The organism is Bradyrhizobium sp. USDA 4011 (assembly GCF_054063415.1).
Genome location: NZ_JBSSGG010000002.1, coordinates 1 through 13159, shown reverse-complemented (window position 1 = coordinate 13159; position 13159 = coordinate 1). Strand labels below are relative to the sequence as shown.

Annotated in this window: 12 protein-coding genes; 2 read left to right on the top strand and 10 right to left on the bottom strand. The window is 60.7% G+C overall.

The window, feature by feature from the left end:
• Positions 1–3 precede the first annotated feature (3 nt).
• Complete coding sequence (locus tag ACVW1C_RS40415; RefSeq protein ID WP_028132989.1) at positions 4–1359, bottom strand: multicopper oxidase family protein; 1356 nt, start codon at positions 1357–1359, stop codon at positions 4–6.
• 10 nt (positions 1360–1369) lie between these two features.
• Positions 1370–2818, bottom strand: coding sequence for a TolC family protein (locus ACVW1C_RS40410; protein ID WP_028132990.1), 1449 nt, complete (start codon positions 2816–2818; stop codon positions 1370–1372).
• Between the two features lie 602 nt (positions 2819–3420).
• Between ACVW1C_RS40410 and ACVW1C_RS40405 the strand changes: the two genes are divergently transcribed.
• Entirely contained in the window at positions 3421–3687 is a 267-nt protein-coding gene (locus tag ACVW1C_RS40405; RefSeq protein ID WP_250173577.1) for a hypothetical protein, read from the top strand.
• A gap of 111 nt (positions 3688–3798) precedes the next feature.
• Here ACVW1C_RS40405 and ACVW1C_RS40400 read toward each other — a convergent pair whose 3' ends face one another.
• The 5 genes from ACVW1C_RS40400 to ACVW1C_RS40380 form a co-directional block, all read right to left on the bottom strand.
• Positions 3799–4128: a hypothetical protein gene (locus tag ACVW1C_RS40400; RefSeq protein WP_028132993.1), complete on the bottom strand. Its 330-nt coding sequence runs from the start codon at positions 4126–4128 to the stop codon at positions 3799–3801.
• A 32-nt stretch (positions 4129–4160) separates the two neighbouring features.
• Positions 4161–4937 (bottom strand): cytochrome c3 family protein, encoded by a 777-nt coding sequence (locus ACVW1C_RS40395; protein WP_028132994.1) that lies wholly within the window; start codon positions 4935–4937, stop codon positions 4161–4163.
• Positions 4934–5641: an iron reductase gene (locus tag ACVW1C_RS40390; RefSeq protein ID WP_028132995.1), complete on the bottom strand. Its 708-nt coding sequence runs from the start codon at positions 5639–5641 to the stop codon at positions 4934–4936. Before ACVW1C_RS40390 ends, ACVW1C_RS40395 begins: the two co-directional genes overlap by 4 nt.
• A gap of 1 nt (position 5642) precedes the next feature.
• Positions 5643–7370 (bottom strand): FAD-binding oxidoreductase, encoded by a 1728-nt coding sequence (locus ACVW1C_RS40385; RefSeq protein WP_454652788.1) that lies wholly within the window; start codon positions 7368–7370, stop codon positions 5643–5645.
• Between the two features lie 345 nt (positions 7371–7715).
• Positions 7716–8402, bottom strand: coding sequence for a Spy/CpxP family protein refolding chaperone (locus ACVW1C_RS40380; RefSeq protein ID WP_028132997.1), 687 nt, complete (start codon positions 8400–8402; stop codon positions 7716–7718).
• A gap of 222 nt (positions 8403–8624) precedes the next feature.
• Between ACVW1C_RS40380 and ACVW1C_RS40375 the strand changes: the two genes are divergently transcribed.
• Positions 8625–10361, top strand: coding sequence for a DUF3141 domain-containing protein (locus tag ACVW1C_RS40375; RefSeq protein ID WP_456763311.1), 1737 nt, complete (start codon positions 8625–8627; stop codon positions 10359–10361).
• Here the strand turns inward: ACVW1C_RS40375 and ACVW1C_RS40370 are convergent.
• The 3 genes from ACVW1C_RS40370 to ACVW1C_RS40360 all read right to left on the bottom strand — a co-directional run bounded on the left by ACVW1C_RS40370 (position 10358) and on the right by ACVW1C_RS40360 (position 12665).
• Entirely contained in the window at positions 10358–10666 is a 309-nt protein-coding gene (locus ACVW1C_RS40370) for a DUF1622 domain-containing protein (RefSeq protein WP_319335132.1), read from the bottom strand. The genes ACVW1C_RS40375 and ACVW1C_RS40370 overlap by 4 nt on opposite strands.
• A 129-nt stretch (positions 10667–10795) precedes the next feature.
• A complete protein-coding gene (locus ACVW1C_RS40365) occupies positions 10796–12034 on the bottom strand; it encodes an OpgC domain-containing protein (protein ID WP_456763310.1) in 1239 nt (412 codons plus the stop codon).
• Entirely contained in the window at positions 12027–12665 is a 639-nt protein-coding gene (locus tag ACVW1C_RS40360) for a YqaA family protein (RefSeq protein WP_049819832.1), read from the bottom strand. The genes ACVW1C_RS40365 and ACVW1C_RS40360 overlap by 8 nt, the downstream gene beginning before the upstream one ends.
• Positions 12666–13159: the final 494 nt, after the last annotated feature.

The window sequence follows — 13159 nt, the reverse complement described above, 5'->3', positions numbered from 1 at the left end:
GTCTCATCCCTTCATTCCCTTCATCGGCATCCGATGGCCGCCGTCCGGTCGGCCGTCTTGCCGCGATGGCGCCGTAGCCGGCGTCTCGATTTCGTAGGCAACCGTTCCTTGAGGAAACTTGTACGGACCCGGATCGCTGTAGTCGTCGCGCGCCATGCCTTCACGGATCTTTACGACCGTGAACATGCCGCCCATTTCGATCGGGCCGAACTGTCCGGACCCCGTCATCATGGGCAGCGTGTTGTCGGGAAGCGGCATCTCCATTTCGCCCATGGCCATGCCGGTCGACCCCATCGCCATCGAATCCGGGGCGAGCCTCTTCACCGCTTTCGCGATATCTTTCTTCGAGACGCCGATGAGAGTTCTGAGATCGTGCCCCATCGCATTCATCGTGTGATGCGACTTGTGACAGTGGAACGCCCAGTCGCCGGGGTTGTCGGCCAGAACTTCGAAAGCCCGGATCGATCCCACCGGGACATCAATCGTGGTCTCGGGCCACTGCGCGTTCTCCGAAACCCAGCCCCCGTCCGTGCCGCTTACCGAAAAGCTGTGCCCGTGAAGGTGGATCGGATGGTTGGTCATCGTGAGATTGCCGATCCGAACGCGCACGCGATCGCCGAGCCTCACGGGCAAGGGATCGATTCCGGGAAAGACGCGCGCATTCCACGACCACATGTTGAAATTCGTCATCTCGGTGACCTTCGGCACGTAGGTCCCCGGGTCCATGTCGTAGCTGCTCATGACGAAGACGAAGTCGCGGTCGACCGGCCGGAAGCGTGGGTCCTTGGGGTGGACCACGAACATTCCCATCATGCCCATCGCCATCTGGACCATTTCGTCCGCGTGCGGGTGGTACATGAAGGTGCCGCTGTGCTTGAGCTCGAACTCGTAGACGAACGTCTTGCCCGGATTGATGTGGGGCTGTGTCAGACCGCCGACGCCGTCCATGCCGCACGGCAGGATCATGCCGTGCCAATGCACGGTCGTGTATTCCGGCAGCTTGTTCGTGACGAAGATGCGGACCTTGTCGCCTTCGACGGCCTCGATCGTCGGCCCCGGCGTCTGGCCGTTGTAGCCCCAGAGGTGAGCCTTCATGCCGGGTGCGAATTCACGAACGACAGGCTCGGCGACCAGGTGGAACTCCTTCCAATCCCCGTTCATCCGCCAAGGCAGCGACCAGCCATTGAGGGTCACGACGGGTCGGTACTCTCGTCCGCTCGTCGGATACAGTGGCGGTTGGCTCGTCACCTTGTCTGTCGTGGGCGCCTCGGGAATGCTCGCCGCCTGCACGCGTCCGGAGACCATGCTCGCGCTCGCAAGCGCCGTTGCGGTGCCGAGAAAGTTTCGTCTCGATATCATGCTCATCTCCTCATCCTCCGCTCGCCAACGAATTGGTCGATGGACGGCTCTCTGGTTGATTTTCGGAACGGCCTCCGCCGTCGACCACGCTCTGCAGGTCGGAGTGGGCCAGCCAGAAGTCGCGTCGGGCATCTATGGAAGCTCGCTGCGCGGCGATCCGCAGCTTGGCTTCCGCCAGCAACGCAAAGACGTCGATCTGCATGCTGCCGTAACGCAGTTGCGCCTCATCCGAGATGATGTTTCGCAACGGCACCACCTCTCGCTGGTAGTGGCCGGCAATATCGTAGGTGGAGCGGTAGACCCGGTATGCGTCTCGCGCTTCGGAACGCACGTTCACTGCCTTCTCGGTCAGCCGATTGAGGGCGATGTTGTAACTTTCGGCGGCCTGGCGGACGCGCACCTCGCCGCCATCGAAGATCGGGATCTGCAACTGAAGATCGAAGCCGCGTTGTCGGAACGGCGCTCCTTCGGGCTCCTTGGTCTTCCGGCTGATGCCGGCGAGATCGAGCAACGTGACGAAGCGCGTCGCCTCCGTCAGATTGAGCGCCTTCGCCAGAAGATCGAGTTCGATGCGAGCCATCTGAAGGTCGACGCGACGTCCTACAGCCTCTACTTCGATGTTCGGGAGCGACTTCGGGCTACGTGGTAGTGCAGGCAAAGCCTTGGGGAGCTTGAAATCGACCTGCCCGCCCCAGACGCCGAGCAGTCGTGCCAGCCGTTCCCGTGCGGACGTGGCTTGTTGCCGGGCGGTAGCGAGATCGGCGGTGATTTCCGCGTAGAAGACCTGTTCGCGAGCCTGATCCAACTTGTTCAGACCACCGGTTTGCCCGAGCTTCTCCGCGAGCTGGGCGATGGTCTCGGCCGTCGTCTTCGTGTCGGACAGGAGAGCTGCCAGCTCGCTGGACCCGGCTGCCTGGTAGTATGCCCGTCTCACGTCGGCAGCCAGACGCAGTGTCTCCAACGCTGCACGCAGTTGCGCTTCATGGAATCGTCGTCGGGCGATTTCCGAGCGGAACGGCAGCGTCGCCAACGCGAGGATGTCCCCGACGACTTGACGCTCGAACTCGAATCCGCCGTCCCCCGATATGCGGGAAAGGGAAAAGGTGGGATTAGGCGGCAGGCTTTGCTCGATCGCGTCGGCTTCGGCCAGGGCGAGCTCGTTGTAGGCGGCCTGGAGGCCCCGATTGTTCAGCAACGCGATCTGGACCGCGGACTCCACCGACAAGGTCCGGCGTAGGAGCTGCGTCACCAGGGCATCGGCTCGTTCGCCGTCTTCGACGGATCGAACGGCAATCACATCCTTCCTGATCGTATTGGACACGACGTCGGCGACGCCGGACATGCCCGCATCCGGAGAGAATGCGGCGCAGCCCGAAAGCAGCAGCGCGAACGACAGCGCAACGATTCCTGGCCTCGATGTGGAAATGAGCGAGGTACGGTTTGAAGTGGCAAGCTGCATGCCTTCCCCTACTTTTCGTTCTTCGGCGCAGGTGCCACGCGCTGGTTCTGCTCCCGCCATCCGACCGGCGCCGCTGGCCGGAGACTGACGTAGGGCCTGGTCGTGGGTGCATATCCGACGCGGGCCACCTTGGCCGTCGGGTCTGCTGGATCCGGATTTTTGACGGGCGTCGTGACTGCACAGCCGGCGAGAAGCGGGCAGAGCAGACCGATCAGAATCGCGCGCTTTGCGATCGCGCGCCTAGATTTCATTCGCGAGAATGCATTCGATGCGGCGGCGTCATTCGCCACCATTTGCGCCAACATAGATTTCCCCTGATAAGCACGGACGTACGACTACTCGCGCCCCGAAAAGGAGCGCGACTGCCCATCAATTGCGTGCTTTCAGGCTATTGGCGGCCGATAAAGCGGACCGAGCGCTTCGCCGGCGCAAACGGAGTCCGGCTTGAGTTCGCACCGGGATTGCAGAGGCGCGAACTGGAGGAGTGAAGGCGATTTAGGAGAGACCGCGCTAAGACACAATACGGAGCCGCAGCAATTGCCATGCTGGTCGTCAGAATCGCGATCGACGGGATCGGACGCCGGCGCAACCTCCTGGTGTGAATGGCTGGCTACCTTATCACCACCATGGCTGTGCTGCTGTCCGGACGCACCATGCTGATGGTCGCTGAGGGCATGCTGGTGATCATGACCGTGCTGGTGGCTATGGCCATGCTGATGATCGTGCGCGTGATCGGCGACCTGAGATCGCTGAACCAACAGTTGGGCGAGATCGGCGGGAAGCGGGACCGCCAGAGAGGGGGTCAGCGAGCCAAGCAGATACGTGATGGCGACAAACCACCCCCACCACCTGCGCGCTGGCCTCGTTAGTCTAATCATCCCATTTCCGTCGGTCGAACGCGCGAAATATAGCTCCTATTACGCACCGCGCCAATAGCGGAACGTCATTGCCGGCGATCGGCCAAGCGTGATGTTCCGCAGTCACCGGTTCCTCCTCGGTTTCTTACGGGGCGTGATCCGGGACCCCGCTGCGACACCGGCTTCAGGGTAGACATAGGGCTGAGGAAGAATGTCGATCAATCGTCCCGGGCTGGTCCGCGCCTCGCTGGGCCAGTAGCGTCGGTCCGAGATGGTCACACCGGCGTGAGCATCGACCGCAGCCATGGACACGATCAGCAGCAACGAAAGACACCAAAGTCGCCCCTGCCCAATCGGCATCGCTTCATTGGCGTCGGGCACACTGGCGCTCGGAGCCATGATCTCAACTTTATGATAGCGGCACATACGCCGCACAAAGTTGATCCAGATCAAGAATCGGCTTGAAAGGCGTCGGGCAACTTGAATCAATGGTGCTTGAACCATCCAACACCTTTGATGTCGTTGAACGAGTCGGTGCGGTGGCAAAGGAAGCATTGCTCGACGCTGGCATGTTCCTGTCCCGTGATCGATCGGTCCATCATGACGAAGTGATGCATGTAATGGCTTGGCGGAGCCTGATGGCATTGCGCACATTCCTTGGAGGTAGGAGACGGATGGAGAAACTGCGGAATACTCCACGAAGCCAGCGCGTGGCAGCCGCCGCATTCGCGTCCAAGCAATCCGCGGTGTGGGTCTCGGTTGCTATGGCAACTCGCACAATCGAGATCGGTCTTTTCCGCTTCGTCAGACTTCGGGACTTTCAGGAAATCCTTAAGGTCCGAGATCATCTGACCGGTGATCGAGTTCGCCGAAGCGCCGCGCTCTCGGGAAAAGCCGCCGATCCGCAGGAGCATTGCGTGATCCATCTTGGTCGGACGGGCGCCACCCGCATGTTCGAGATGACACCCTCGGCACTCTTTGCTCGTCGCGTGGAACGCCGTCGCCTGCTTTCCCAGGTCCGCAGCGGCCGTCGTATGGCAGGCGATGCAGGCGGAAGTCTCGACGCCCCTCACCGGCGTGTGACAAGTTTCGCATTTGTCGGCCAGGAACGCGTGTTTTTCCGAGAGAGGTCCGGGAACTACTGCATCCCTCCACCCCACAACGGACGACGACCCGCCTTTGTACAGCGCCGCGGATACCGCTGCCACGCCGGCGACGGCGAGCGTGATGCACACGCTGTAGACGATAGCTCTGAAGCTCACGCGAGCCACCGAAGTCCGTAGTAGACCTCTCCGGCAATATGCAGCGCCAGCATCGCGTACATCGCGATCGCAGCGATTACGTGAACACCGATCCACTGCATGAAGACCTTCTTGATGGCCTCCTGGGATCCGATCGAATATTCGATGTCCGAAATGCCCTCGACGACCTGCAGTATCGGGACCTCCTGCACAGCCGATGCGCTTGCCGGAGGCGCAACGCCGGGATCACCGATCTCACTCTCCGCAAGGGCAAGCGCGGTCCGATCGTAGGTGGCCCGTAGCGTAGCGAGGCGGGATTGTTGTTCGCGGATCTCGGCGGCAGTCTGCGGCAGGTAGTACCGCCCCACGAAGCCGGTCACGACCACGACGAGCATGCTGACGATGAGCGCGATTCCCAGCGGGCTTTGAAACTTGTGTCCCGTATGGAGGAGCGCGAGGAAGGCCGCGACTATCCCGGCGTAGACGTGAAATTCCAACAGCGTGCGCATGGAGACGATACGGCCGAGAAGAGGCTTGAAGCCGCGCACGTACTTCGCAAGGGGGTAGATGAGAAGGAGCACCATCAAGCCGGCTGCTGATGCTCCCAAAGCGAAGCCGGCCAGGCTTCCCGCAAATCTCGGATCGGAGTGGAGAAGAAACGCCGGAGCCAGCAGCAAGAGGCTCGCGAAGACGATATCGACGATCAATCGCTCCCTGCCGCCCATCTCAAGCCTCGACGACCAGATTCCCAACCGACTTCGCCTGGCAGGCCAGTATCATCCCCCCCGCCTTGTCCTCCTCGGTAAGGGCGTCCTGGACTTCCATCGTGACGCTGCCTTCGATGAGGTGGGTCTTGCAGATACCGCAGGTGCCCGCACGGCAGGAATAGTCGATCGAGACGCCGATGGACTCGGCGACTTCAAGCACGCTCTTGTCCGGAGGCAACGGAGCTGCCTTGCCGGACTTGGCAAACCGGATGGAGGCCGTCGCCGGGCCGATCGAAGGCGTCCCGCCCTTGATCTCGGACTCCCCACTTTCGATAACCGTCCGTCCCGGAGGCGGCACGGCGCCGAGCGCGGGTCCGAACGCCTCCGACTTGACTTGCTCCGGCGGTACGCCAAGTTCGACGAGCGTCTTCTTGAGTGCCTGCATCATTCCAGGAGGGCCGCATAGATGGACGCGCCGCTTGGACAGATCGGGGACCGAGCGCGCAAGAAACTCGGCCGTGATCTGGCCCTCGCTCCCCATCCAGGTCGTACCTGCCGCCCGCGCCATGGTGGCGGCAACGTGGAGGTTGTTCATCCTGCGTTGCAGATACTCCAGTTCGTCACGAAAGATGAACTGCTCGGTCGTCTGCGCGCCGTAGACCAGATAGACCTCCCCGGGCCAGGAAATATCGAAGAGATATCTAATCGCTGCCATCAATGGGGTAATACCGACCCCTCCACCGATAAGCACGACACTGTCTGCCTCCTTGCCGGTGAAAGTGAAGGCCCCGGAAGGCGCCATCACGTCCAACAGATCGCCTTCCTTGATTTCGTCGTGCATGTACTCGGAGAACACGCCTCCATCTTCGCGCTTGATTGTCGTCTCCACGTAGGCCGTCTGAGCCGCAGAGGACGCGATCGTGTAGGATCGTCTGACGGTCTTCGCGTCGATCTGTGCGGAGTAGGTCAGAAACTGGCCCGGCAGGAATTCGAAGGGAATGGCGCCGCCTTGCGGATTCTGGAGCCGAAAGGTCCTAGAACTCGGCGTCTCGTTGAAGATGGCGCAGACCTTCAATTTGCCTTTCCAGAGCCCTCTCCCCTTCGTTGGCTCGCCGCCGGCTGAAGTCGCCGCGGCCGGCGCAATGGTCTCCTGGATCCGGGCGGCGGCGCCTGCTGCGGGGGCTGCAGCGACCGTGGCCTTTGCTCTCGGCGCATCAGCCGTCGGAATCACGGGTGCCGGCATCGATCCGGATGCGGCGACCGGCGACCGAGTCAGCCGATCGACAAGCGCGTTGGCCCGACGCATGCGCACGGCATAGACGGCCAGCATGCCGAACGAGACGATCGCGAGCAGGCCCATCGTGATGACGTGGAACCACGAAACGCCCAGCACTCCGTCGGAGGAAGGGCGCTCCGATTGCGAAAGATTCATCTGGCTCTTGAACCAGTTCTGCGCGATCTGCTGCGGAGACTTTCCTTCCTCGAGCGAGCGCAACACGATCACGCCGCTCTGCACCTGGTTGAGTGCCTCCCGAATTTGGCGCGAAGCAAGATCCGCTTCGATGGCCTTGCCTGACGCGAGGGCGTGCCGCAGCGCCATTTCCGCGTTGGCCATGCCATCGATTTCGGCGCCGATCCGCGCGCGAGCCTGAGATTCGAGCTCGCGCCGGCGCTCGGCGGAAAGAGCGGGCATTTCCATCAACGACGGATAGAATTCCTTACGCGGGCGTCCCATCATCTCGCCCATCATACCCATCATGCCAGAATTCGACTCGCTCGGCACCGCTGCGGGCGCCGAGCCTCCCGACGGTGGGCTTGCCATAGGCGCACCGGCGCTTCCCGTATCGGAGCTATTCGGGTGGTGCGCGGAGTGACCATCCCCGCCTTCCGCCAAGCGCCATGCCGAACGTGTCTCGGCAGGCTCGCCATGTTGGCGTGCATCCCCCGGGACCAACCCGGGGAGTGAGGGCGACGCCGCCAGCCCGGCCGTCGCAAGAAGCGAAGCGCAAAGGATCACCGCTCGCAAAGCAGCGCTACGTCGGGAGGCAAATTTGGGCATCGATACGATCGTCGTTTTTCAAGCATGCCTTCGTCAGAACGTCGCGATCAAAGGCAGCAGGATGGAATCCGCCGTCTGCTTTTGCCCGTCACTGAGCGATCCGTAGAGCCGACTGAAGGCGGTGCGAGCCGATTTGATCGCCTCCAAACGCTCGTTCAGGTGCTGCTCATACCGAACGATGCGGTTGGGCCCCGTCATGTTGTCGTCCATGACAAGCTGCTTTCGCGCCTCCAGCAGGTGTTGCCGACTCGAACGCAACGCATCGGCCAACAGATTCCAGTCGGCCAATTGCTTGTCGTTGATCTGCAACTCGGTTTTGAGGAAAGAGATACGACCTTCCAGCCGCTCGGTGACGTCCATGGGACCGCTCGCCGAGACACCCGCTCCCATGCCGCTGCCGGACGGCAACATCCGATTGTGCATTCGCTCCATCATCTGCATCATCTGCATCATGCCGGAGTCCTGCTGCTGGCCCGGCATCTGACCTGGCCCCTGCATCTTCATCTTGTCGTCTGCCGACCCGCCGCTCGCAGCGCCGGGTTGGGACATGTTTCCCATGCTCGAAGGGTTCGACGAATCGGACTTCATCTTCATGTCGTCCATCATCGCGAGCCGCTCACGTCCATTCGCAGCGACTTCGGCCGACGCCAGCCCAACCGAAACAAGACTCATGACGATGATCGTCGCCGCAGTCCCCATGAACCTTTTCGCAGTCACCATAATCTCCTCCAACTTTCAGTCAGACAAATGTCGACCGCCTCCCTAACCAACTCGAGTGCGACTAATCTTGAGGTAGATCAACAACGCGGTTGATAGCTTCGCGTGTTACGCTGCACTGTCTAATATAGACGCGCGACCCGTCAAAAAATTACACTCGTCTCGCGACAGCGACTTCGCTATTAGCATCGAACCTTCGAAGCGATCTGATTTCAGGAACAGTCGATGCACGCCGCCACCAACTCGCAGCTCGCAACACCCAAAGACTTGCTCGGCGACGATCCAACGCGCCCAGCCCGCTCGCCGGAAGGCGGCGATGCGCTGCAAACATACGCTCGAGATCTGCTAGAGCGCTCGATCCTGTTCTGGGACACGCTTCGGCAACGAGCGGACAACCTGATCGAACACGAACGGCAAGGATCTCCGCCCCTGCTCGACTTCCGCTTCGAGACGATCGTTGACGCTCGCCAGTTCGAACGCCCCGTCAACTACGTGCTGCTTCGCATCCTCGATGAGAATGTGGACACCGGATCGGAGGCGAAACCGCCTGTGGTGGTCTTGGATCCGAGGGCAGGACATGGACCCGGCATCGGCGGATTCAAACAGGACTCCGAGGTCGGCATCGCGCTGGCGGAGGGCCATCCGGTCTATTTCGTATCCTTCTTCCCTCAGCCGTGTCGCGGCCAGACTCTCGCCGACGTCTTGCACGCACTTCGGCGCTTCGTCGAGGCGGTGAGCACCCGGCATCCGGGGCAACCACCAATACTGTACGGAAATTGCCAGGCCGGTTGGGCGGTGACCCTGCTTTCCGCGGACTGCAGCGGTCTCGTCGGCCCCGCGGTACTCAACGGCTCCCCGCTCTCATATTGGTCGGGCGAAGCCGGCGTGAATCCGATTCGGCTCGCAGCGGGATTCAACGGCGGAGCCTGGCTCGCACACCTCGTTGCCGATCTCAGCGATGGAAGGTTCGACGGCGCGTGGCTTGCCCAGAACTTCGAGAGCCTGAAGCCCGAGGCGCAGTGGGAGAAATACGTCCAACTGTTCACGCATATCGATCGAGAAAGCGAACGCTTTCTCGAATTCGAACGCTGGTGGGGAAGCTTCTTCTTCCTGAGCAAGGAAGAGATTCTGGCGATCGTCGAAAACCTCTTCATAGGCAACCAGCTCGAGGGCGGCCGCTTCCGCATCTGCGAGCATTGCGTTGCCGATCTGCGCCGTATACGGAACCCGCTGATCGTGTTCGCGTCCTACGGCGACAACATCACGCCGCCGCATCAGGCGCTCGGCTGGATTCCCATCGTGTACCCGACGACTGGGGATTTGATCGAGGCCGGCCAACGTATCGTCTATTTGACGAATCCGCACGTGGGTCATCTTGGGATCTTCGTCTCCGGCAAAGTGGCCCAACGCGAACATCGCGCCATTCTCGCCAGCCTTCCGGACATCGAAGGCCTGGCGCCCGGTCTGTATGAAATGAAGATCGAGGATCGCGCCCCCTCGGACAGCCTGTCGAATCTACCTTTTGCAGTGCGGTTCGAATCCCGGAAGGTCGAAGATCTCAAGTTTCCTCGTCCGGATCCCGCCTTCGCGCGCATCGCGGACTTCTCCGCGATGACTGAAAGCATCTATAGCGCCTTCTTCAGCCCTCTCGTTCGGGCGAGCTCCAATCCCTTCTTGGCGGAAACCGCCAAATGGCTTCACCCGATGCGGATGAGTCGATATGTCTTTTCGGCGTCCTTTTCGCCTTGGCTTTACGGCCTGCCAAGCCTTGCGAAGGCGATCCGTGACGACCGCTCGCCCCTTTCAGACGACAATCCCTACCTCAAGAGCGAGCGCACCCTCTTCGATCTCGTCACCACGCTGATCCAGACGGCCCGATCGAATCGGGACGCCTCTTTGGAGCGCATGTTCCAGGTCCTGTATGGGATACCAACCTCCCGCGACACCGGATCGTCGCCCTAGAGCTCCGCCCCATCCGCCTCATCGGCGGCTGGCTTGCGCCGCTGCCAAGGCAGCCGACCTTCGATCTCGATCTGAAGGGAGAAGCTTAAGAACGTACGGATCGCGATGATTACCGCGAGAATTCCGAGTCGATCGAACGACGGTACGATCGCGACCATTCCGATGATATCTGCGGCGATCAGGAACTCCAACCCGAGCAAAATGCCTCGACCAAGGTTCGCCCGGTACGACCGAAATGCATCGACAAATGCTCCCTGCCCCATTTCGCGAAGCGCAAACGCCGTCGCAGTCACGACGCCGCCCACGATTACCAGCACTCCAAGCAGTTCGATTGCGGATGCGGTCCAATGAAGGCCGTGCAGGATCGCGCCCTGCGTCTGGTCGGCGAAGATTCGCTCGGAAGTTATCATGCCGACCTCAAAGCAAACCGAACGTCACGATTCGACATTGCCGCCCGATGAATTCGATCTTTGGCCGGACGACAAGCTCTTGTCGACCTGCTTTGACCAGGTTCGATAGTACGCAATCATCGTCAGGATCCACAGGCCCACGCCTCCGACCAGGAGCTGGGCCAACAAGCCTTCCGAACCGAAGTCCAGAACGAAATGGGCGATGAAGGACAGGAACAGCCCTACGCAGAACACGGGCAGAGATTGCTGCCCGCACCTGATCAGCGGCTGAAGGATGGGCCATTGAAGGCCGGGCCAATCGACGGGAATCAGCGATATGCCGGTGAATACCAGGCTGGCCAAATGCGCGACTCGGTAGGGAGCAAGATTGGTCTTGTCGTTTGGACTGAACATTCCGGCGGCGACCTCGGGAATGTAACGTTGCAGTTCCGGGATTCGCTCGGCCAGCGAGACCATCAGGGCAAACAGAAGAAACGCGACGCTCAGAGCCAGGATGAAGGGCGACCGAAGTAGGGCACTGCACGCGGCGGCTCCTCCAAGAGCAAGCCACGCACCGGCGACGAAAAGCAACTGCCATGTGAGCGGGTTGAAGTACCAGACCCCCGAGGGATAAGACGCAAAATTCCAGTCGTAGTGACGCGCAGCGAGGTACAGCGCGATCGAACCGATCATAACAGCGTTGCGCCATCTGAGCATGAACCACAGCACAATCGGGAATGCCGCCATCAGCACGATATAGAGTGGCAAGACGTCCAGGTTGAGCGGCTTGAATTTCAGCATAAAGCCTTGCGTGAGGGTTTCGACCGGGAAATCCATCAGCAGTTTGACATTGAACTGGTCCATCAAGTGCGGCGTATCGAACTTGTGCGCGAAATAGTGCACTGACGTCAGATACACGAAGAACAGCAGGAGATGAGCGACGTAGAGCTGCCACACCCGACGAAGGAGCCTGGTCGCACCTATCACGAAGCCATGCTCCATCATGATCCTCCCGAACACGAACGTCGCGGTGTAGCCGGAGATCAGCACGAACAAATCGGCGCCGTCGCTGAAGCCGTAGTTTCGCGTCGTAAACCACGCCAGGACCGAATCGGGAATGTGGCCCAGGAAGATCAACCAATTCGCGAGACCCCGAAACAGGTCCAGTCGGAGATCTCTCTGCGGTTTCGGCAGCCCGAACCTTAGGGTCGTCGCCTCCCGGAAGCGCTCCTGTATGAAGATGGCAATCTGTAGCGTCCAGCCTCCAGTCTTTTCGTCAGCCAATCCTAGCTTCCTCACTTCTTTCGCTGCCGGCCCCGCGCACCGACGGAGAGACGATCGGCGTTCTCCCTTCGCGGCTCGCCGTCAGGCTGGCAGCGATCCAGCGGTGTTCGGTGAAAAAGCGCAGCGCCAATGGGAACCGCGTAGCCAAATACGCGTAGACCAAATATTTGATAACCTTGCCGACAAGGATAGCGACGAAGACGTCCGCGATCGGCAGCCGATAGATCCCCGCTACCGCAAGCATGGGCAACTTGGGGAAAGGCAACGGCAAAGCCATCAGTCCGAATATCGCCATTAGACCGTATTTTGATAGCCAATCGGTAGCTTGTAGCCAGGCTTGCGAGCCTGCGAGGTCCGGAAAACGGGCGAGCAAGAGATTCCAGCCGAAGTGGTGAAACGCGAGATACAGGCCGAGCGAAGCGATCGCGCTTCCCATCGCGGCAATCGAAGCGATCAACATCCATCTGCGTCGGTTGGCCAATGAAGCAGCGACGACCAGCCACTCCACGGGCACGCTCATCGACAACGCGGAGATAAATGCCGTCAGCCCGACCAACGGAACGAACGACCTGCGCTCGGCTCGGGCGAGCACCATAGCGACAACCTTATGCGTCGTCGCGTGAACGATCATCTTCCCTCCGGTGAGCGAACCTTTGCGAAGCGGATTCGCTCAGGACGTTTGGAAGCGATTCCCGCCCTCGCCTCCGCTATACGGCGCGTGCTATCGGCGCGGGAGTAGATGGTCGATGAGAGGCTCATACGGATCCAGGATGTCTCGGCTGCCGGAACGTGAGCTGGTGACGCGAACCGACGATGTTGATTCGGCAGCGCCCAATATGGATCAATTTTCGACTAGCCACATCATGCACCATCTTAATGCTCGAACTCTGTCGTCGCGCGAGTGTTATCCCCGCTGCGACGACAGAGTATGCCCGACAGTCCGGGGCTTATCTTGAGCTGCCGGGCGAGCGAGTGCAGCGGTCCGGATCGTCGTCACGCTGCGGGCGTACGATGATCCAATTCAGCGTTGCGGCCATTGCGCCTTTCCTATCCTCGAAATATCGATGGCCGATCGCAATGCCGACAGACCGCTTTGTGAACGGTCTTGACCACTCTCAGATGCGC